Annotated in this window: 14 protein-coding genes; 7 read left to right on the top strand and 7 right to left on the bottom strand. The window is 69.5% G+C overall.

Annotated features, from left to right (window positions below; all coding sequences use genetic code 11):
• The 4 genes from QHF89_RS47235 to QHF89_RS47220 all read left to right on the top strand — a co-directional run.
• A partial coding sequence (locus QHF89_RS47235; RefSeq protein WP_284721887.1) for a MopE-related protein occupies window positions 1–1,845 on the top strand: 1,845 nt, incomplete at its 5' end.
• 109 nt (window positions 1,846–1,954) lie between these two features.
• Complete coding sequence (locus QHF89_RS47230) at window positions 1,955–2,677, top strand: hypothetical protein (RefSeq protein WP_284721886.1); 723 nt, start codon at window positions 1,955–1,957, stop codon at window positions 2,675–2,677.
• 18 nt (window positions 2,678–2,695) lie between these two features.
• The gene (locus QHF89_RS47225) at window positions 2,696–5,524 is read left to right on the top strand and encodes a hypothetical protein (RefSeq protein ID WP_284721885.1); all 2,829 of its coding nucleotides are present in this window, start codon (window positions 2,696–2,698) and stop codon (window positions 5,522–5,524) included.
• Window positions 5,521–5,961, top strand: a complete 441-nt coding sequence (locus QHF89_RS47220; RefSeq protein WP_136967772.1) for a hypothetical protein — start codon at window positions 5,521–5,523, stop codon at window positions 5,959–5,961. The genes QHF89_RS47225 and QHF89_RS47220 overlap by 4 nt, the downstream gene beginning before the upstream one ends.
• An 11-nt stretch (window positions 5,962–5,972) precedes the next feature.
• On the opposite strand, the gene QHF89_RS47215 is transcribed toward QHF89_RS47220, so the two are convergent.
• A complete protein-coding gene (locus QHF89_RS47215) occupies window positions 5,973–6,959 on the bottom strand; it encodes an RpnC/YadD family protein (RefSeq protein WP_136967773.1) in 987 nt (328 codons plus the stop codon).
• Between the two features lie 194 nt (window positions 6,960–7,153).
• Between QHF89_RS47215 and QHF89_RS47210 the strand changes: the two genes are divergently transcribed.
• Window positions 7,154–8,773, top strand: coding sequence for a peptide chain release factor 3 (locus QHF89_RS47210; RefSeq protein WP_136967774.1), 1,620 nt, complete (start codon window positions 7,154–7,156; stop codon window positions 8,771–8,773).
• Window positions 8,774–8,826: 53 nt separating this feature from the next.
• On the top strand, window positions 8,827–10,167 hold the full coding sequence (locus tag QHF89_RS47205) for a polysaccharide deacetylase family protein (protein WP_136967775.1): 1,341 nt from the start codon (window positions 8,827–8,829) through the stop codon (window positions 10,165–10,167).
• Between the two features lies 1 nt (window position 10,168).
• Here QHF89_RS47205 and QHF89_RS47200 read toward each other — a convergent pair whose 3' ends face one another.
• Genes QHF89_RS47200 through QHF89_RS47190 form a run of 3 tightly spaced genes read right to left on the bottom strand, consistent with a single transcriptional unit; the run spans window position 10,169 to window position 14,630 of the window.
• Window positions 10,169–11,551 carry a S28 family serine protease gene (locus QHF89_RS47200; protein WP_284721884.1) on the bottom strand — a complete coding sequence of 461 codons (1,383 nt, stop codon included), beginning with the start codon at window positions 11,549–11,551 and terminating at the stop codon, window positions 10,169–10,171.
• A gap of 8 nt (window positions 11,552–11,559) precedes the next feature.
• Entirely contained in the window at window positions 11,560–13,305 is a 1,746-nt protein-coding gene (locus QHF89_RS47195; protein ID WP_136967777.1) for a prolipoprotein diacylglyceryl transferase, read from the bottom strand.
• Window positions 13,302–14,630 (bottom strand): SPFH domain-containing protein, encoded by a 1,329-nt coding sequence (locus QHF89_RS47190; protein WP_425440857.1) that lies wholly within the window; start codon window positions 14,628–14,630, stop codon window positions 13,302–13,304. The genes QHF89_RS47195 and QHF89_RS47190 overlap by 4 nt, the downstream gene beginning before the upstream one ends.
• Before the next feature lie 257 nt (window positions 14,631–14,887).
• Between QHF89_RS47190 and QHF89_RS47185 the strand changes: the two genes are divergently transcribed.
• Window positions 14,888–18,487 carry a PilC/PilY family type IV pilus protein gene (locus QHF89_RS47185; protein ID WP_284721883.1) on the top strand — a complete coding sequence of 1,200 codons (3,600 nt, stop codon included), beginning with the start codon at window positions 14,888–14,890 and terminating at the stop codon, window positions 18,485–18,487.
• Here the strand turns inward: QHF89_RS47185 and QHF89_RS47180 are convergent.
• The 3 genes from QHF89_RS47180 to QHF89_RS47170 form a co-directional block, all read right to left on the bottom strand.
• Window positions 18,484–19,167 (bottom strand): hypothetical protein, encoded by a 684-nt coding sequence (locus QHF89_RS47180; RefSeq protein ID WP_136967780.1) that lies wholly within the window; start codon window positions 19,165–19,167, stop codon window positions 18,484–18,486. The two genes, QHF89_RS47185 and QHF89_RS47180, sit on opposite strands and share 4 nt — an antisense overlap.
• A 98-nt stretch (window positions 19,168–19,265) precedes the next feature.
• Window positions 19,266–20,327, bottom strand: a complete 1,062-nt coding sequence (locus QHF89_RS47175; RefSeq protein WP_136967781.1) for a hypothetical protein — start codon at window positions 20,325–20,327, stop codon at window positions 19,266–19,268.
• A gap of 19 nt (window positions 20,328–20,346) precedes the next feature.
• Window positions 20,347–22,060, bottom strand: a 1,714-nt coding sequence (locus QHF89_RS47170) for a hypothetical protein (protein WP_284721882.1), incomplete at its 5' end; no start/stop codon positions are given.

Below are 22,060 nucleotides of genomic sequence, written 5' to 3'. Positions count from 1 at the left end.
GGCGTGGGCGGCGTGGGCGGGACGGGCGGCGTGGGCGGCGTGGGCGGCGTGGGCGGGACGGGCGGCGTGGGCGGCGTCGGCGGGACGGGCGGCGTCGGCGGCTCGGGCGGCCAGAACTGCATCCCCGAGACCTGCAACAACGTCGACGACGATTGCGACGGCGTGATCGACAATGGCAATCCCGGCGGCGACGCCCCTTGCAACACGGCGTTGCCCGGCGCGTGCGCCGCGGGCCATACCACGTGCTCCAGCGGCAGCCTGATCTGCATGGCCGATATCACGCCCGGCGCGCAGATGGAGACGTGCAACGGCGTCGACGACGATTGCGACGGCACCCTCGACGAAGACGTCCCCGGCGTCGGCATGCCGTGCGACACGGCGCTCCCGGGCGTCTGCGCGGCCGGCACCACGACCTGCAAGGACGGCGCGACCCCCTGCGAGCCGAACGTCCCGCCGAGCCCCGAGGTGGCGGATGGGCTCGACAACGACTGCAATGGAATGGTCGACGACGGCCTCGCCCTCGGCAAGGGGCTCTGGGCCAAGGGGTACGGCAACGACACGTCGACGCAGAGCGTCTTCCGCATTGCCACGGATTCCGCGGGAAACATTGGCGTCGTCGGCCCGATGACCGGCGGGTTCATCGATTTCGGCGGCGGCCTCATGACCGTCACGGGTTCGGAAGATGCGTTCCTCGTCAAGCTCGACCCGAACGGCGGCTTCTTGTGGCAACAGCAATTCAGCGCTTCGAACAACCTCGGCTGGGTCACGTCCCTCGCCTTTGATGCGACCGGCAACGTGTACACGGCCGGTTATTTCGTCAGCAACCTGACCGTGGGGGGCAAGACCCTCAACCCGATCGGCGGCGGGGGGGACATTTTCATCCTCAAGCACGACGTCGCCACGGGAGCGGTTGTCTGGAGCAAGGTGTTTGGCGAGTCGACGAACTCGCAAGGCGCGTCGGACCTCGCCACCACGCCGAGCGGCGGCCTCGTGGTCACGGGGACCGTGAATGGCGGCGCCGTGAGCTTGGGCGGCCCCCCCTTGAATGGGTCTGCCGGCGACACCTTCCTCGCCATGTACGACGCCACGGGCGCCCACGTCTTCAGCAAGCGATTCGGGGACACCGCGGTCCAGGGCGGCAAGAGCGTCTCCGTGAATGCGGCGGGCGAGATCGTCCTCGCCGTCGACCTCCAGGGCACGGCCAATTTCGGCGGCGGCGTGCTCACGTCGGCGGGCAGCATCGACGTCGCGATCGCGAAATTCGCCGCGGATGGGACCCACCTCTGGAGCAAGAACTACGGCTCGGCGTCGACGCAGGACATCAGCAAGGCCGCCTTCGATGCGCAGGGCAACATCTTCATCACGGGCACCCACCACGAGCCCATCGATTTCGGATGCGGGCCCCTCTCGGCGTTGAACAACCACGGATTCTACGTGGCGAAGCTCGATCCGAACGGCGCATGCCTCTGGTCGAAGACCTACGGCACGACCCCGGCCAAAGCGTTTTATGCACCCAACATGGCCGTGGATCCGGCGGGCAACGTCATCGTGACGGGTACGTTCCAGGGCAGCATGGACCTCGGCGGCGGCGTGATGAACGTCGTGGCCGCGTCCCCCGATATCTTCGTGCTCAAGCTGAGCTCCACGGGCGCCTACGTATGGAGCAAGCGCTACGGCGACCCGGTGGTGTACGAGACGGATACGTGCAACGACGTGGCGACCGATCCGATGGGGAACATCCTGCTCGGCGGAGACTTCGGCGGCAACATCGACTTCGGCCTCGGGCCGTTCTCGGCCGGCGACCTGAATCACCAGGATGCGTTCATCGCCAAGCTGTCACCCTGAGGGGAATCCCCTGCGGCCCTTCCGGCGCGCTCTCCAAGCGTCGTCGCCGGGCCAAGAATCCGCCGCCGATTTCTTTGCCTCCCGTCCATCGGCCGCTAGGTTCCCCCCGATGAGCCCGCACTCGAACTGGTTCCGCGCGGCCACCGCGGCCCTCCTCGGCCTCGCCTCGGCGGGCGCTTGTGGCGCGGCCATGCCGGAGGCCGCGCCGGTGGGACGGAGCCACGGCCAGGCCGACACGGAGGCGGACGCGCTCGGCCGCAAGACGGACGACGATCCGTCGAAATGCCCCCACGGCGCCCTCGAAGACCCGCACCGCGGATTCGTCCGTTGCTTGCGCCCCGACGAGCGTGACGCCGGCTGGCTCCCGCCGCCCCCGCAACCCGAGCCGCCTTCCCCGGACGGCGGCACGGACGCGGCCCCGCCGCCCGAAACGGCCCCGCCGCCTCCGCCGCCGCCTCCGCCGCCGCCGCCGCCGCCGCCGCCGCCGGAAAAACCAAAACCCGGGCCTCCGCCCCTCGTCACGATCACCACGCCGAAATTCGAGGGCGGCGAGGTGCCGCGCGCCGAGAAGTTCATCAACGCAAACCTCGAAGGCATTGCCAAGTGCATCGCCGACAATGGTGGCCTCGAAGCGGCGAAGGGCAGCATCAAACTGAGCTTCCTCGTCCGTGTGCGCGGCCGCGCCGAGGGCGTCGAGATCGAGAGCAAGAAGGGCGTGACCGACGAGGCCGCGTCCTGCATCCGCCTGCTCCTCAAGAACAAGGCCGTCGGCGCCCCGACTGCCGATCCCGTCGGCGTCACCGTCACCTTCTCGCTCGAACGACCTCGCTGACGATCGTATCCTGGCCGCATGGCCCGTCCGCGCTTCCTCCCCTTGTCTTGTGGCCTCGGCGCCCTCCTCCTCGCCCTGTTCGGCGCGGGCGCCCGCCTCCCCGACGCCGGCCCGAGCGCGGCCCGTATCGTCACGCCCGGCATCCCGCTCGACGCGCCGGCCTATGGTCCTTCCCAGGGAAAACAGACGACCCCGGCCGTCGCCTACGACGGAACGAACTGGCTCGTCGTGTGGGAAGCGTACGCGGCGGACGGTTTTTCCTCGGGCTTGCGCGGCGTCCTCGTGGGCCCCTCCGGCGCGCCGCTCGATCCGCAGGGCTTCGAGATCGAGCCGTCCGTCGGGTCCAACCTCGCGCCCGCCGCCGCGTGGGATGGCGCAGGCTGGGTCGTCGCGTGGGAGAGTGGTGTCCCGGGCGACGATACGAGCTGGGACATTCGCGCGCGGCGCTTCGGGCCCACGGGCGCGCCGCTCGGCGCCTCGTTCGTCCTCGGCGGCGCCACGAATGCGCAACGCGCCCCGGCCATCGCCGCGGACACGAGCCGCGTCCTCGTCGTCTGGGAGGACTTCCGCAATGGCACCTCGAACGACGTCTACGGCGCGCGCCTCCTCTCGAACGGCGTCCTGCTCGACCCGCTCGGCCTCCCCATCGGCGCCGCCACGAACGAGCAAAGCCGCCCCTCGGTCGCGTGGGACGGCACGAGCTTCGTCGTCGCCTGGCAGGACTATCGCAGCGGCACGAACCAGGACGTGTATGCCGCGCGCGTGACGCCGGCGGGCGTCGTCCTCGACCCTTCGGGCATCGCCGTCTCCGCGGCCTCGGGCAGCCAGATGTACCCGGCGGTCGCGAGCAATGGCACGAACGCGCTCCTCGTCTGGCGTGATTACCGCAGCGGCAGCTCGTACGACATCTATGGCGCGCGCGTCGATCCGAACGGCACGGTCCTCGACGCCGCGGGCCTGCTCGTCTCGGCGGCCTCGGGCGCGCAGCGCTACCCGTCGGTCGCCTGGGACGGCGTGAACTACGTCGCCGCCTGGGAAGACCTGCGCAATGGCGGCGGCGTGTACGATCTTTATGGCACCCGCATCGATTCGCAGGGCACGGTCCTCGATCCGGCCGGGTTCGTCGTGGTCAAGGGCGGCGCGGACGACGTCTCCGTCGCGCTCGCGCCCGGCGCGACACATACCCTCGCCGCGTGGGATGCCGACGCGGACAACCGCGACATTTTCGGCGCGCGTATCCCCCAGGGCGGCACGGCCGTGGACACGCCGGCGAAGCTCCTCTCCACGGCGCCGAACGAGGAGCGCATTGGCGACGCCGCGTTCGACGGGACGAATTGGTTCGTCGTCTGGGCGGACACGCGCAACAAAGGCAGCGTCGTGGCCGGCGTCCGCGTGAGCCCTGCGGGGCAGGTCCTCGACGCCTCGGCGATCCTCGTCGCGTCCGGCCAGGGCCCCGTCGCAAACCCGCGTGTCTCGTTCGACGGAAAAAACCATCTCGTCGTCTGGACCGACCGGCGCACGACGCAAAACCAGTCCGACGTGTACGCGGCGCGCGTCAGCCCTGCCGGCGTCGTCCTCGATCCGGGCGGGTTTCCCGTCGCCACGGGCACCTCGTCCCAGGAGTCGCCCTCCGTCGCGTCCACGGGCAATGCCTGGCTCGTCGCCTGGCTCGACGATCGCCATGGCGCCACGGCGTGGGACATTTACGGCGCGCGTGTCTCGCCTTTCGGCGCGGTGCAAGATCCCCAGGGCTTTCCGATCACGACCGCGCCGGGCTCCCAGTTCCTCTCGGGCCTGGCTTCGAATGGCGCGTTGTTCCTCGCCGTGGCCTCCGATCAGCGCACCGACACGAAGGGCGACATCTATGCTTTCCGGATCGATCCGAACGGCACGGTCCTCGACGCCGCGGGTATCCCCGTGTCGGTCGCGCCAAACGCGCAGACGAGCCCTTCGGTGGGCTTCGACGGGAGCGACTTCCTCGTCGTGTGGTCGGACGAGCGAGCGCCCACGGCCCCCGACATTCACGCGGCGCGCGTGACGGCGGCGGGGGTCGTGCTCGATCCGAACAGCCTCGTGCTCGCGGCGACCCCGAGCGCCGAGCGCGCGCCTTCCGTGGCCTTCGACGGCGCGGGCCACGTCGTCACGTATTCGATCGTCTCGGAGGGCGCGAACGACATTGTGGGGCTCCGGCTGCACGCCGACGGAACGCCCGTGGATGCAATGCCTTTCATGATCAGCGCGCAGCCGGAGGACGAGACCCCGTCGATTGCTTGCGCGGGGCTGCCCGGGAACGTTCTCGTCGCGTATGGGGCGCATGACGACGCGACAGCGCGAATTCGTGTCCGGGCGAGGATCGTGTCCGACGACGGAAGCGGCGGGGTTGGCGGGGCCGGCGGAAGCGGCGGCGGAGGCGGAAGCGGCGGCGGAGGCGGAAGCGGCGGCGGAGGCGGAGGCGGGAGCGGAGGCGGAAGCGGCGGCGGAAGCGGCGGCGGAGGCGGAAGCGGTGGCGGGAGCGGCGGCGGAGGCGGGAGCGGCGGCGGAAGCGGCGGTGCAGGTGGGAGCGGCGGTGCAGGCGGAAGCGGCGGAATCGGCGGTGCGGGCGGTGCCGCTGGAAATGGCGGTGCGGGCGGCGATGCCGGCGCGGGCGGGGGTGGCGGGCTTGGTGGAATGGGGGGCGGCGCTTCGTCGGGCGGCGGGGATCGGCCCACGGGACCGCTCGTCCTCGACGACGGTTGTGGGTGCCGGGTAACGGGAGGCGTGTCGGGGACCTCGCCGGCCCTCCTCTCGCTCGCCGCGCTTTTTCTCCTGCGGAGACGCCGGATGGAGCGTAAGCTCCGGTCCGCGTGACGACGGCGGGGGATCCATCGGTGGGCACGGAGCTACGGATCGGCTCGCATACGCTCGCGTTCGAGGCGCCCGACACGGTCCGTATCGAGCTTTGTGGTGAGCTCGGCGAGGAGCTCCAGTCCCTCGCCGAGGCGCTCGAGGTCTGGGGCGAAGGCCGTCCCTACATGCTCACGCTCGCCTCTATCTCTCGCGTGACGACCTGGACCGGGGGGGCGCGGAAGGTCGCGTTGTCGTCGCACCGCATTCGCCTCCCGCCGCGCGCCCTTGCCCTGTATGGGGGAGGCTTCGCGCTACGCATGTCCGTCGAAATGCTCATGCGCGCGACGGCCGCGCTCGGGGTCCGGGATCGCCACGTCTTCCACGGCGACGACGAGGCCGCGGCGCGGGCGTGGCTCGAGGGCATGCGCCCGAAGCTCGCGGGCGTGGCGAAGGCGTAATTCCTCGGCGGTTACCCCTCGGCGCGTGGCGCGAGCCAGCGCACGAGTTCCTCCGGCGACCGATCGAGCACCACGTCCCCGACCCGCCCTGCGCCGAGCTTCGCGAGCCGAGTCTCCAAGGTTTGTCGCTCGGACATGGTCAGCGGACGCCCGAGGCGCCGTTCGAACTGATGGGCGAGGGTTTCGAGGCGTCCTTCCAGGCGTCCCTGCTTGCGTCCCTCCTTGCGCCCTTCCTTACGTCCTTCTCTGAAGATCCAGTTTTGCACGACCAACCTCCCGGACCCCGCAGAGACTACCACATCCTTCAGCCCTTTCACACGCCGGTTTGTCTCCGCGAGGACGGCCATGGCGGCGCAGAGCTCCTCGAACTCTTCCGGGGAGCTCTGCGCGCGCAAATTCTCCATGACGTGCGCAAGTTTGTCCGCGTCCACATCTTTCGTGAGGGGCGCGAAGATCAACCAGAACGGACTCCCCTGTTCGGTGGCGCGTCGCACGAGCTCGGCCACGGTCCGCTGGTACACGGGCTCCACGCGGAACGAGACGCCGGAGAACGGTCGATCCTCCGGCGAAGTCCGGTACACGCCCTCCTCGGGCCAGGGTTCGTCGCGGCCTGAAAGGAGCACGAGCACGCTCTCGATGCGCGGCGGCCCCTCCTCCGGTTTCGCCCCGCGCCGCGCGCGCGTCTCGCTCCCCAGCGCCAGCGCCGTCAGCGTGTTGTATTCGAACATGCGCCACGACACGTCCCGCGTCATGGCTCTCGCCCATTCCACGTGCAGCAGGCGTTTTCCCTCGGCAGCCTTCACGAGCAGCGCTCGATCGAGCCGCCGCTGGCGGGACGTCACCTGCGTATCGACCCACTCCAAAGGCTCGATAGGACCCTCGCAATCGACCAGCGCCCGCGCGACCGCGTGGGGCAGCTTCCGCGAGACGTGGCGCAGGATCAGATCGATGTCGTCCCCCGCCGGGGCTCGTCCCGCTCGTCGCTCGGTCGCTTCCACGCGGCGGACCCGAGCGAGCCGCGTGCCAGGACAAAACCCCCTTGGATGGCTGCAGTTCTTGGCCTTCGGGGGTGGCGCCCCGTGTTTCCGCCTGGCGGCCGCCAGGGGCGCGCCGAGGCAGCCCCTCGGCCGCGGCCGCGGGCCCTCACGAGCGTAGCCCGGGGCGGAACCGGTGCTAAGGTGCGCGCGCCGCCGTGTCCGACCCTCTACTCCTCCAGCGCGAGATCGCTCGCCGCAAGACCTTCGCCATCATCTCCCACCCCGACGCGGGCAAGACCACGCTCACCGAGAAGCTCCTGCTCTACGGCGGGGCCATCCAGCTCGCGGGCGCGGTCAAGGCCAAGCGCGCGCGCGCGCACGCCGTCAGCGACTACCTGGAGATGGAGCGCGAGCGCGGCATCTCCATCCAGTCGAGCGTCCTGCAGTTCCCTTACAAGGGCCGCTTGCTCTCGCTCGTCGACACCCCCGGCCACGCCGACTTCAGCGAGGACACCTACCGCGCGCTCATGGCCACCGACGCGGCCATCATGCTCCTCGACTCGGCCAAGGGCGTCGAGGCGCAGACGAAGAAGCTCTTCCGCGTCTGCAAGCTGCGCTCGATGCCCATCTTCAGCTTCGTCAACAAGATGGACCGGCCCGGCCGTGATCCGTTCGAGCTCATCGGCGAAGTCGAGGAGGTCCTCGGCATCGGCGTCTACCCGATCACCTGGCCGATCTCCGTCCGCGGCCAATTCAAGGGCGTGTATCACCGCCTCCTGCGGCAGGTGTTTCTCTTTCAGCAGGTCGCCCACGGCGCCGAGATGGCGCCCATGCAGGCGCACGACCTCTACGCACCCGAGCTCGAACAGGCGGTGGAAGAGGAAGGCGTCAAGCAGCTCCGCGAGGACGTCGAGCTCCTCGACGCGGCGGGCGATGCCCTCGACACGGGCAAGCTCGCGCGCGGCGAGGTCACGCCCATGTTCTTCGGCAGCGCATTGACGAATTTCGGCCTCCCGCAGCTCCTCGACTCCTTCGTGGAGATGATGCCCGCGCCCGCCGCGCGCCCGAGCGACAAGGGCGCGATCACCCCGGACGACGAGCGATTCACCGCGTTCGTCTTCAAGATCCAGGCGAACATGGATCGCGCGCACCGCGACCGCATTGCGTTCGTCCGCGTCTGCTCCGGCCGGTACGAGCGCGGCATGAAGGTCCGCCACGTGCGGCTCGATCGCGACATTCGCCTCACGAACCCCGTGCAATTCCTCGCGCAGGAGCGCACGGTCGTCGACGACGGGTTCGCGGGCGACATCATCGGCGTCTTTGATCCGGGCATCTTCCTCATCGGCGATACCCTCACGGACGGCACGAACGTCAAGTATGCGCCGCTCCCGCAGTTCCCGCCCGAGCATTTCGGCCGCGTGGTGATGGTCGACCCGATGAAACGCAAGCAGCTCAAGAAGGGCCTCGAGCAGCTCGCGCAGGAGGGCAGCGTGCAGCTCTTCCGGCCGCCGGAGGGCCGCGAGGGCGAGGCCATCCTCGGCGCCGTCGGCGAGCTCCAGTTCGACGTCGTCAAGCACCGCCTCCTCAACGAATACGGTGCGGACGTGCGTATCGAGCGCCTCTCGTGGAACATCGCCCGCTGGGTCGAGGGCGAGCCCGTGCCGCTCGCGGAGCTCGAATCGCAGCTCTACGGCTATGGCGCGCTCGACGTGCATGGCCAGCCCGTCGTCCTTTTCAAGGGCGACTGGCAGCTCGAGACCTGCGCGAAGGCGTTTCCGAAGACCCGCTTCGTCGAGCTCGGCGCGGGCGCGCTCAAATTGCCCACAGCGGACTGAGCGCACCCCGAGGACGCCCTTCGGGGCGCTGCCAGCGCATGATACAAGGGATCATGCGCTTTCGATCTTCCTCCTACCTTCTCCTCACGGCCCTCTCCCTCCTCGCGGCGCCGGCCTGCGGTCCGGATGAAGGGGGCGAACCACCCCTCGTCATCGACCCCGTTCGGCCCAACCCGCCGGCGGAAAACGACCCTGCGTTCACCGTGACCGGCATCCCGCGTTACGTCCTCGCCGGCGACGGCCTCACGAATCCCACGAAGGCTTTCACGATCCAGGTCGCGGCCCCCAAGGACGTCGTCTTTCTTGACGCCTGGATCGACGGCGCCGCCGAGCCGGTCCCGCTCGTCTTCAACGCGGACGACAACGAGTCGCAGGGCGAGATCCCGACGCTCGAGCTCCCGGTTGGGACCCACGGCCTCATGCTCTCCGTGCGCGGCTCGAAGGAAGCCTTTTTTCGCGCCGAATTCGTCAAGGGGCACGCGCTCTACATGGTCATCTCGACGGACTGGGATTTCTCCGACGTCGACGACCGCGTCCTCGACCATCACACCGAGCTCCACACGGCGCACCCCGAGCTCAAGATCACGCACCTCCTCGGCCCGTATACGTTCACCGATCCGGCCGTCTCCCAGCAGCGCCGCGACCACATCGTGAGCTGGGCCCAGGGCATGCGCGATACGTACGGCGACGAAATCGGCCTCCACATCCACCCGTATTGCAACTTCATCGAGGCCGCGGGGGTGGCTTGCAAAACCTCGCCTTCGGTCTCCGATCCGGCCGGCGATCCGACTGGCTACACCGTGCGTCTCGGGGCCTACAGCCGCGAGGAATGGAAGACCTTGTTCGGCAAGGCCAACGAGATCTGGAACCAGGTCGGCTTCGGCAAACCCACCTCCTTCCGCGCCGGCGCCTGGACCCTGGAGACGCACGTCGCGCAGGCCCTCGTCGACACGGGCTTTCTCGTCGATTCTTCCGCGAACAACTGGAAGCTCATGGACGAGTGGTTCGGCTACGACATCTACGAGTTCAACAAGACGCAATGGGCGACGATCGGCGACACGAGCCAGCCTTATCGTCCCACGGAGGACAGCATCGTCGCCGGCGGCAAGGGCCCCGCGCTTGGCCTGCTCGAAGTCCCGGACAACGGCTGCATGGTCGATTACTGGGCCGTCGAGGAGATCAAAAACATCTTCGACGCGAACTGGAGCGGCGGCGCGCTCTCCGCGCCCACGCAGGTCTCGACGGGCTTCCACCCCGCGACCACGCCGTATTACTCCCCGGCCGAGTTCGAGCGCCTCGACGAGCTCTTCACGTACACCGACCAGTTCCTCGCCTCGAAGTTCGAGGGCCCGGTCATCTACATCAACATGACCGACGCCACGAAGATCTGGTGACTCAATCGGGATCGCGCCGCGTCCTGCGCTCCCGGATCGCCGTCTCCGGCGGCAGGACCGGCGTGACACCCGTCCACGCCTCCAGCGCATCGAGCGCTTTTGCGCGATCCGGCTCGCTCAAATCAACGATCGACGCCGAATGGTTCAGCCCCGGCGCGAGGAACCGGTAGCTGTCCTTCGCATTGCCGACCTCGAAGGCCGCCGCCGTGTACGGATCGGTCTCGCCGTACACGAACAAAAGCCTCTCTCCCTCCGCCGAGATCCAGGTGGAAATGTCCTGCATCGCCGACGCCTCGAACACCGGCGTCTTGCCCGGCGTGAGATACGTCTCCGGCACGTCGATCCCGGGGAACTGCAAGAGATCCGCGATGTGCGACTCCTCGACCGCCGGATACCCGAGCTCCGTCGCGGCTTGCCAGTAATAAGGCTCGTACGTGAGGAACTCCTCGTCCGAGAAGAGGCTCGGCGAGACGATCTCGTCGAGGAACGTCCACACATCGTCGTCCGTCGGCGCGACGGTCATGTCCGGACAAATGCTCTCGTCGTAATACTGCCAGAACGTGAAGACGAGCTGAAGCGTGGCCACTTCGAGCGCCTTCTCCCGGCCGAGCAGGTCGTACGTGAGCCCGTCCATCGTGGCCTGCGCGTCGATTCGCTCGAGCATCGCCGTGCGCCGCAGAAGCACCTCGCGCTGGAAATACCGCAGCGCGTCCTTGCAGGTCGAGCTCCCGAGCGACGCCACGAAATCGAGGTATCGCGCATCCTGCGTGCCGAAGCTGTGCGGCGCCACGTACGCGACCGTCCCGTCGACGTCGTCCGGGAAAAACCGCCGGTGGTACACGGACGTCATCCCGCCTTTGCTCGCGCCGGACGAGATCCATTTGCCCGTGTAGATGGGCTTCAGCACGTCCACGATACGATGGTGATCCGCCGCGGCCTGCTCGATCGTCAGGAGCGACCAGTCGGCCGGCTCCGGCCTCGAGGGCGTGAAGAACCGTTGCTCCACGAAGAGCTGGTTCGCCTCGAGAAAACTCGCCGGCTCCCGCAGCCTTTGCCGCGTGGGATTGACGTTGTACCCCGACGTCCCGAGCACGAACGGCGCGGCCTCGTCCCTGTGGTGCAAGAGCAAGCGCTGCCGGAAGACCGGCCCGCCCTCGGCGCCGTGATCCGCCGGCTGCTCGTACTCCATCACGAAATAACGATACCCCTCGACGCCCGAGTTCTCCTCCGTCACCACCATCCCCGGGATGGCCTGCAGCCGGTCGAAGATGTCGATCTCCGCCGGCGGCGGCGTGGTCGCGGGCTCGTCCGAGCAAGCGGGCAGGAGCACGAGCGCAAGGGGGGCTGCGAGGCGCGAGGCGCCCCGCATGAATCGAGACATCATCGTTTTGCTCAGAACGGCGCGACCTTCACCCAGAACCGCGGCTCGTACGTGAACAGCGTATGGACGCTGCCGGACCCCATGATCCCGAAGCCGAGGGGGGTGAATCCGATGGCGAAATGCGAGGTGAGCGGGAAGCCGAAGCCGAGCTGGAACCGCGCGCCGAACCCGTTGGCGGGCTCGAAGTAGGCCGAGTCGAAGACCACGCGCGAGTAGAACGGCATCGTCGTGAATTCGATCTCCGAGTACCTGCCGAGGCCCGTGACGAACCGGATCGGGACGGCGATCCCCCATTGCGTCGCGTCGTTCGTCCCCACGAAGCGCCCTTCGAGGCCGATCTCGAAGCGTTGCCGCGACCCCGTGGCGATGCGGTACGTGGCTTCCAGGTCGACGAGCGCGCCGTCCTTCACCGCGAACCTGCCCGGCGCGAAATACCCGCCGCCCGCGAGGCCGATGCCGAAGCGGAGCTTGTTGTACTCCTTCTGCGGATCCGCGGGCTTCTCCTCCGGCGGGAGCTCCTCCGCCGGCACGGATCTCACGCCCGTCGGCGTCCCGCCCTGCGGCGGCGGCGGGTAGGGGTAGGGATACGGGTACGGATACGGCGCGGCCCCCTGCGGCGGCGGCGGATATGGGTAGGGATAGGGGTACGGCGCCGCGCCCTGCGCAGGCGGCGGATACGGATACGCCGTGCCGCCCTGTGGCGGCGGAGGATAAGGCTGCGCCTGCTGCACGGGCGGCGGCGGCGGGACACTCGAAGGCGTCGCCGCGCCGGCTTTGGGCCCGGCCGCGGGAGGGGGTTGTCCCGCTGGCTGCTTGGGCGGTTGCCCGGCCGGCGCCTGTGTGGTTGTTCCCGTCGGTTTCGCCGGTTGCGCCGGTTTCGCCGGCTGCGCCGCGGCCTCCTCCGGCACGACGAGCGCCGCCGCGGCCAGCATCGCCGAGGCCAGCGACAACCGCGGACCCTTCCGCGCGAGCACCACGGCCGCGCCCACGCCGACGAGCAGCACGACCGACACGAGCTGCGCCGAGCTCAAGGGCCCGTACGTCCCGCGCGACGCGTCGCCGCGAACCATTTCCACGAAAAACCGCCCCGTGGCATACAGCGCGATCCACGTGCCGAACGCCCGCCCGTCGCGCCGCGGACCGAGGAGCCAGAGCGACGCCACCACGCCTGCCACGAGCCCCACCACCGCCTCGTAAAGCTGCGTCGGGTGCACGGGCAGGCTCGGCGCCCCTTGCGGGACCCAGCCGAGCGAAGCGTGATCGAGCGCCGCCGGGCTCCCGGCCGGGAACCGTACCCCGAAGAAACCCGCCGTGGGTTTGCCGTAATCACACCCCGCGAGGAAACAGCCCGTTCGCACGAACCCGTACGAGATCGCGCACAGCGGAACCGCCCGATCCAGAAACGGCAGCGCCTTTGCGCCCCCGCGGCGCAGCACCCAGGCTGCCGCGAGTGCCCCCATCAAGAGCCCACCGTACGCCGCGCGCCCCGCGTGCAGCAGCGGATCGAGCGACCGCGAAAGGAGCGCCTCCGGCAGCGCCCGCAGCCATTCGAAGACGTATCCCCCCGCGAGCGCCCCGGCATACGCCGCGAGGAGCGCCCGCCCTTCGAGCCCTGCGTCGGCTCCGTCGCGCCGCGACAACCTTTGCGTCGCGATCGCGCCGAGCAGCGCCGCGAGCCCCACCATCACCATGTAATCAGGCGCGAGCCACCCGGGCAACCCGTGGCGCTCGAGCCATGCCACGACGAGGCTCCTCATGGCCGCCTCCTGCGTTGCGACAGGAGATAAAGGTACGCGACCGGGAGCGACAACCAGAACGCGGTTCCGACCGGCGAGGGCAGGGGAGAACGCCCAGGCCGCCGCGCGACGGCGCACTGGCTGCCCTTGCAGTTGCTGTTACAGTCCTTGCAGTTCTGGTTGCAGTCCGCGCAATTGTCATTGCACTTCGAGCAATTGTCGTTGCACTTCGAACAATCGTCGTTGCATCCGCCGCACGAGCTGCCCGAGCAACCCCCGCAGCTCGACGACCCGCTCCCGCTGCCCGACGAATCCCCCGACAGGCTCCCGTCCGCGAGGCATTGCTGGAGCAAGCCCATGCAGCTCTCGCTCGCCAGGAACGCGAGCGCGTCGTCCCGCGTCGTCACCGGCAGCGCCGCGCAGATCGATCCACCCGACTCCACGCACGCCCGCACCCCGTCGATGTTCATCAGCGCGAGCACGCAGAGCGCCGCCGCGTTCGCCGCGGCCTGGTTCACCCACGTGCACTCTGCATTCGCGTCGGAGAACGTCGGATCCGTCACGTCGTGATCACACGTCCCGCTCGCCGCGCAGCCGCACGTCGTCTGCACCTGCAGCGAGCACTCCTCCACGCTGTCGGGCAGCTTGTACGGATTGAAATCGACCGACAAAGGCTTCGAGCCGGGCATCCCCGGCATCGGCACGACCGCGGGGCCGGGCACGATCGGCGCGCCCTCCTCCTCCAGCGCCGCGAGCGCGACGAGCCACGACGCATTCACGTACAGCGTATCGTCGAAGGCCCAGGCGCCCATCGGCAGGCCCGTCGTCCGCACGATCTCCTTGGCGTCCGACCGTTTCGCGAGATCACGCACCCAGCGCCCCGCGCGCCCCTCGAGCGCCGCGGCTTCGAGCGCCGCCGTCGTGTTCCCCGGGCGCCCCCGCATCTTCGGCGGCCCCTCGTTCGTATCGGTCGCCTCCTTGGCTTCACGCGCTTCGAGCAGCAGCTCCGCGCCTTCCCGCTCGATCGCGCCGAGCACGAGCGCGTCCTTCCCTTGCTCCTCGCGCTCCTCGTCCGCGGCGCTCGCGAGCGCGTCGATCGTCGGGACGTCGCGCGGCGGCACGACGAGCCGCTCCTCGACGGGAGCGACCCCGGCTTCTTCCAGCCGTTGCGCCACCTCACGACGCGTCTCCTTCGGCAGCGACGCCATCACCTCGGGCGCCGCGCGGAGCGCATCTCGCAGCGGAAGCGCATCATAAGGCGGCGCCTCCTCCCCGCACCCTGTCGCGAGCAACGCGGCGACCACCAGCGCGCCGCGCCTCCCCCAGCACCTCCCCGACCGTACCATCACTGCCCCCTTCCTCAATATCCCAGGCGATCCACGAATACCAGAGCCCTCCCGGCGCGCCAAGCCCCTCCCGAGCGCGAAAATCCCTGCGCGCTGCCGCCCGGCGTCAAAATGATGCCGGCAGCCAGCCCACGCACGTTTTTGCGGGGCTCCGCAATTCGTATCCACCTCCTCCGCCCCCGCCCGTGAGAATGACGCGTCGCGAAGCTCCGAACGGAGCGGCATGCCCATTGCAATCGCCTCTCGAAGGAGGGCCCATGCGCTTGCTTTCTTCTTTTTGGGGCTCGACGGGTCTCGCGCTCGCTTCTTTTCTCGCCGCCGACCTCGCTCGCGCGCAGGTCGACGTGAATCCGCCCCTGCCCAATGTCCTCCTGCTCCTCGACACCTCCGGATCGATGGAGAACATGGTTGATGGCAGGAGACCCGAGGAGGCGGGCGCCGCGTGCCTCCCCGGCACGACGACGCTCATGAATCGCTGGGCCACGCTCGTCTCCGTCCTGACGGGCACGATTCAAAATTTTTCATGCTTCACGCAGGACCGCGGCACCTCCGCGTTCCTCGACGAGTATTCGATCGGCGGCGCCCCGCCCGCGGATGCCGCCTACCACCTCCCGTTCCACCGCATTCTCTCGAACGGATGCACCCACGGCCCCGGCGTCTTGCCCTCGCCCTGGTACGAGGTCTCCGACGACGCCATCCGCACGCATGCCTGGAACCATCTCCCAATGCCCTGCGACGCGCCCGGATTCCGGCAAGACGCGGACGGCCTGCTCGATACCTACCGCGACCGCGTGCGTTTCGGGCTCATGACCTTCGATTCGCTCCCGCACCCCGGCACGGGCGCGGCGGGCGACCACAGCTATTTTCTCGGTTGGAACGACGGCGGCGCGCCGGCCCACGGCCATCCCGCCGGGTGCGCGGAGCAGCCCTTCGAGGTCGGCGCGAAAAACCCCGCCGCGCCGCCCTGGGAAGGTGGGCTCGTCGGGTTTGGCGGGTACGACGCGCCGATCGCCGAGGTCCGGGCGCAGAACGCGCGCATCCAGCGCACGCTCCTCGCCCTCCGCCCCTTCGGCGCGACGCCGCTCGCCGGCATGCTGGCCGACGCGCGTGATTTCTTGTGGCACGACACCACGAAACACCCCGCGACCGGCGTCCCGCTCGGCCCGGCCGAGGACCCCTATCAAAAAGGAGGCTGCCGACCGCAATTCGTCCTCGTCCTCTCCGACGGCGAGCCCAACCTCGATCTGCGTGACGCCTGCGCCGCGGGCGACGGAAAATGCCCTTACCCCAGGCCCTGGGAAATCGCCCACGACCTCGCCACGGCGGCGAGCCCCCTTCCCACGTTTGCCGTGGGCTTTGGCCTCTCCGGGGTCGACGGCGTCGATTGCGCGTCCCTCGCGCCTGCGGACCTGCTCGATCCGAGCGGCCCTTGCGTGGGCGCGGACGGGAGCCTCGCGGCCTGCTGCACCCTCGCGCGAATCGCGCACGAGGGCGGCACCGAGCGCGCCCATTTCGCCTCGGACCTACCTTCCCTCCGCAAGGCCCTCGACGCCGTCCTCGCGTTCGTCTCGTCGAGCTCCACGAGCCGCACGATCCCCGTCTTCGCGTCCGCCGGCGCCGCTTCGGCCCAGGGAGACGCGTCCGCCGCGGGATACCAGTTCGTCACCTCCTTCGACGCCCCGCCCGGCGAGCCCTGGAGCGGCAACCTCGAACGAAAACGATACGTGTGCGAGAACCAAGGCGGCCTCGAAGTGCCGGTCCTCGCCCCCGTCGACCCGCAAAAAGGCGACGACTTCGAGGCCAACCTCGCCACGGGTGTTCCGGCCCGGCGCTTCTTCACGGTCCTCGCCGATCCTGCGGGACCAACCCTTCCGTCCCGCGGCAGCATCCGGCCCCACCTCCAGAAGAGCGACGGATTGGCCTCCGCCGGCGGCGTCTCCACGGGCCTGCTCGAAGGGGCGCATTTTGCGCAAACCCTCGCCCTCGCGCCCGCCGCGCTCGGCATCGACCCGGGCTCTCTCCCGGAGACCTGCAAAGCCCTCGCGCTTCCCGCTCCCACGGCAAACGCCTGCGCCGAGGCCGTGATGCGCTGGGAAATCGGTGATCCCCTCGTCCCGCATGCCCGCAGCGGCCACGAGCTCGGCAGCATCTACCACGCCGTCCCCGCCGTCATGACGCCGCCGCGCGTTTTCCTCCGCGACGAAGCGTATGCCGCGTTCGCCTCCGATCCCGCCTCGCAAAAACGACCGCCCGTGCTTTTCGCCGCCACCACCGACGGCCAGCTCCACGCCTTCAAGGTCGCCGCGAACGACCCCGCCGATCCCTTGCGCGTCGATACGCTCGCGAACAACGAAATATGGTCGTTTTTCCCGCCGCACGTCCTCCCCGGCCTCCTCCCGACCTACCGGCAGCAGGCCTTCCTCCTCGACGGCAGCCCCGTCGTTCGTGACGTCGTCCTCTCCCGCACCCGCGCCGATGCCCAAGCCGGCTCAGCGAGCACGAAATGGCGCACGGTGCTCCTCGCCGGCGGCGGCATGGGCGGCGGCTTTTATTATGCGCTCGACGTGACCGACCCGGAAACCCCGCGTTTCCTCTGGCAGCTCTCGACGGACGAGGCCGGCGCGCCCCTTTTCGGATCCGAGACGCCCCGCCCGGCCATCGCCACGATCGCGATCGACGACGGCAAAGGGGATCTCGAGGAAGTCGCGGTCGCCTTGCTCTCGGGCGGCGCCTCCGGGCCACCCGGCGCCGACGCCTGCCCGCGCCTCGTGCAGGGCTCGCTCGTCGCGCCGGACGAACCCCAAAAGCCCGCTTCCGGCGCCCTCGCCGTGCGATGCCACGACACTTCGAGCGGCGCAGCCCTGCCCGCGCGCTCCTTGACGCTTGCTCGCCTCGACACCGGCGAGATCCTCGCGACCTTTCGTGGTTTGCCCTCGGACGGCCCCGCCCTCGCGCCGTCGCGGATTCGCCCCTTTTCCTTCGATGCCCCGGTCACCGGCATCCCGACCCCTTTTCCGGCCCAGCCGGGGCAGGTCGCCGATCGTGTGTACGTCGGGGATGCCGATGGAAACCTCTATCGGATCGACCTCATGAGCCCCGAACCCTCGAAATGGTCTGCGCGCCTCGCCTGGGACGCGTATTCCCTCCCCGGCGACACGGCCTCGGCGCGCCAGCCCGTCGAGACCCCGCCCATCGTCAGCGTCGATCCGCTCGGCCGCCCCGTGATTCTCTTCTCCACGGGGGATCAGGAGACGTTCACGAAAAGCGCGGGCGTCCGGGCACGTATCACCTCGATCCTGGAAGACGTATCCGAGGACGGCCTCGTGACCCGCCACAACTGGACGATCCCGTTCGAGAACGGCGTCCGCGTCACCGGCCCCATCTCCCTCTTCGACGGCGCCGCCTATTTCGCGACCTTCACGCCCGAAGGAAACCCCAGCGCCGCCTGCTCCGACGGACACGGCTCCGTATGGGGCGTCGATTACCTCCGGACCACCCCTTGCAGCCCCAACGGCCCGACCCCGCCGCCCGGATGGCCTTGTCCCCGGTACGTGAAAGATCCCGCCCTGGCGCCCGGCCAAACCAGCTATTTCGAGGACCAACCCCCGGGCACCGTCGTCTTCGGCGTCGCCGCCCTGCAAACGCCGAGCTGTTATGCCCCCGTCACCTTCCCCGATCCTTGGCTCGGCTCCGTCACGGCGATGGGCCCCTCCACGGGCGGCGATTTTCAGCTCGTGTTCCAGACCGGGCGCGGCGGCCAGGCGAGCGAGGGCTCGAAGACGCGCACGTTCACCAAACCACTGCCGCGCCCGCGCGGAACCGTGAAGGTCGATTCGTGGGGCGTCGTCCTTGATTAACGCCGACGCTGGGCCCGCGCCTGGGCCTCTTCCTCGCCCATCTCCGCCTCGGCGAGCGCCTCCGCCTCGGCCGCATGCGAAGACCCCGGCGCCCCGCCCATCCCCACACGGACGCGCGGCGCGCCGATACGCGCGCTCCCCGTGCCTTTCACGTAATACCGGAGCGTCCCGTCATCGTCGACCTCCAGCGAGACATCCCCGTCCGGGCGTTTCGCCATCTCCGTGAGGAGCGCGTCGGCCTCCACCTCGCTCATATTCACAGCCCGCGCGAGCTCGGCGGGCGTCACCGACCCGGAGTTCCGCCGCGCCACCGCGAACACCGCCTGCTCGTGCGCCCCCCGCTCGCGCTCCTTGCCCGTCTTCCAGAGCAAACGGCCGCCCAGGATGAACAGCAGGCCAAAAAGCACGCTCATGGCGCCCAAAAACCCGCCGACGATCCACGCGACGGTCGCGCTCGCGAGCGAGATCAACCCCCCGAGCGCGAGCGACACGAGGACGCCCGTGATCAGGATCACCCAGCCAGCCACGCTCGCCACGCCGCCGCCGATCTTCGACGGCTGGCCCGCGACGTTGACGGGCGTGTCCTCCAGAAGCGAGCGAGGCGCGCCGCAGGCCGTGCAATACGCGCGCGCCCCTCGCACGATGGTGGGCGCCTCCTGGCGGCAGTTCTGGCATCTCATCGTTCGGGTTCCAGCTCCTGGCGGCCGAACATAAGGCTCGTCTTTCCCGTTGTCGCGGGGAAAGCAGCCAGGCGACGGGCGAGCCGCGCCGCGACCGCTCAGGGCGTAGGCGGGTGGACGAGGATCCGCTGGGTCTGCTTCCACGACACGAGGTCGGCCGTGCGCACCGTCGCCGAGACCTCCCACCGCAGCTCGTTGTTCGGCGCGCCAAACGAGGGCGGCGCCTGCGGCGGGATCCGAAAGATCTCCTGCACCACGGTCACCCGGCCCGGCGGCAGCCTGAGCCGCGCCCGATCGACCGCGCGCCGCTCGCCGTGCAGCGAATGACGATAATGCCGCGGCTCGTCCGGCTCGCTCGACGGACGCACCACGACCTCCTGCGCCGCGAGCGAAAGGATGAGCTCCTTCAGCACCTCCGGCCGGCCCGGCTTGAACGAGACTGCCACCGTGATCACCTCGCCCGCCCGCGCGATCTCCGGATGCACCGAGAGCTCGGGCGGGCCGAGCCGCTCGCGCAGCGTGCGACGTCGAAGATGCGCGAAGAGCGCCGAGAGCCCGCCGACGAGCAAGAGCAGCGCGAGGATCCGCGCGAACGCCCCCGCGCGCAGGACGAGCAGCGCCGCGCTCGCCGCCGCGAGCGCCACCCCGACGATGGGATGCTCCAGGGTCTTCGGCTCGTCGCGCTTGCCGAGCGCCGCCTCCGGCAAGGGCCCCGGGTTGTACACGAGCGCATGCCGCGCCGGCGCCGTGCGATAACTCTTCGCCGTCAGCGCGCGCGCCTCCTCGGTCCACGGCAGGAGCAGGATCCGCGCCTCCACGCGCTCGCGCGACGCCCAGCCGAGCTTCGCCTCCACGCGCAAGGTCCAGCTCACCGTGAGGATGTGCCCGTGGTACGTGAGCGGGCCGGACGGCGCGGGGATCTCGAAGGGCACGAACGTGGGCTCGCCGGCCGCGAGCGCGAGGCCCGTGGCGAGGACGATCGGCGCGCCGCGCACGGCGTAGGGCTCGCCGCGGCTCTCGACGTCCCAGTCGAGCGAGGCCACGAGCTCGCCTCCGCGGCGGCTCTCGGGACAGACGATCTCCACGCGCCCGGTGATGAGCTCCCCGGGCCTGTGGACGGCGTCGCGATGGTCGAGGTGGAGGGACAGCCGGGGCGACACGGCGTGGCCCTCGTGTGCCTCAGAAGCGCGCCGAGACGCTGGCGCCGAAGCCGAGGAAGTTCGGGCTGATGAAGCTGCGGAGGGCCACCGTGCCTTCGCTCGGATCCCGCTCGACGAACGTGCCGTTGTTGTCGCGCACGTACTGGAGCCAGAGCATCGCCGACATGATCGTCGAGAGGTCCCATTTCAGGCTCGCGCGCGCCTGGAAGATAGGCACCGCGCCCTGGTTCACCGGCAGAATGGCGATGTTGCCCTGCTCGCGCACGACGACGGTGCGCGAGATGGGGGCGTTCGACTCGTCCACCGACGACGTGGAGAACGTCGAGGGGAACTGGAGACCCGCGCCGAGCCCGACGGTGAGCCGCGGGGCCGGGAGGTAATAATCGGAGGCGACGGCGAGGAAGAACTCGTTCGCGGTCGCGGCGTCGTTCGGCAGCGATTGGAAGGGAATGTAGCTCGGCTGGTTGCGCAGGACGTAGGGCAGGTCGCGGTAGATGGCCGTGAAGCTGCCGCGCAAGAAGCCGGACTTCACGTTCGCCTGCACCGCCGCGGCCCGCGCCTGCTGGAACGTCGTCCCGCCGGCCACGTCGAAGTCCTTCACGCGTTGCCAGAGGTTCGTCCCCTCGATCGCGACCGACCACGTCGTCTTGCCGGGGTTATAGACCTCCGGCTTGAAGATGATCATCGGCTTGTTCGGATCGTTCCGGTACAGCGCGAAATCGATCGACTGCGGCACCGGCGTGCTCTTGTCGTGGAGCAGGAGCCGCGCGGAGGCGCCGAGCGTGTAAATGCTCTGCCCCGCCACGTCGGGCAGATCGAACTTGCCCTGCTGGAAGTAACCGCCGCCGAGGTCGAGGTGCACGTACTCGCCCAGGTCGACGCTGCCGCCGCCGAGCAGACCGTAGTTCGTCTGGCCGATGCGGATCTCCTCGACCTCGCTCGTGCCCGGCGTCAGCGTCTGCTCGACCTGGATGATCGTCGCGGTCTTCAGGCCGAAGAACACGCTCCACTTGTCGCCCGTGTATTCGACCTTTCCGCCGGGGGCGCCGCCCTGCACGCGCGGGAAGATCGATTGGTTGATGAACGGGTTCGTGCCGCCCCAGGAGATGTCGTAGAGGTAGCCGAGGCGGAACCGATCGGTGTCGAGCGGCCAGAGCGTCACCGACAGGCCACGCTTGCCGTTTTTATTGCCGTCCGTGTGATAGAAGGCGCGGATGAACGAGCCGGCGTCGTAGAGCGACTGGTTCAGGTTGTTCGTGGCGCGCGCGAGCGAGGCGAGGTCGAAGCGCAGGACCATCGACGCCTCGGTGTCGAGGCCTTTGATGAACCCCGGCATCTTCTTGTAGAGCGCGAGGTGCGTCAGGTTCTCGCGGCCGGCGAAGCGCGAGTTCAGGTTGTCGAAGAAGAGACGGTACGTCCGCCGATCGCCGATCGAGAAGTCCGGCGAGAGCGGCTGCGCCTGCCCCGTCTGGTGCAGCACGTCGTCGTCGCCCATGACCCACGTCAGGCGCGTATCCATGAAATCGCCGATACGCACGGACGGCGGCTCGTTGTCGACCGTCTTCACCGGCGCGGGCTCGGCGAGGACCGGCACGGCCGGCGGGACCGGCTTCGGCGCCTCGGCAGCGGGCGGCGGTGCCGGCGGCGGCGGCGGCGGTGCTTCGGTCGTCGGCGGGGCGGGGGCCTCGGTCGTCGGCGCGCCGGTCTCCGCGGGCGGCGGGGTCGGCCCTCCA

The sequence above is a fragment of the Polyangium sorediatum genome (genome assembly GCF_029946465.1).
GTDB classification, from domain to species: Bacteria; Myxococcota_A; Polyangia; order Polyangiales; family Polyangiaceae; genus Polyangium; species Polyangium fumosum.
This window is presented reverse-complemented; position numbering and strand designations above follow the sequence as displayed.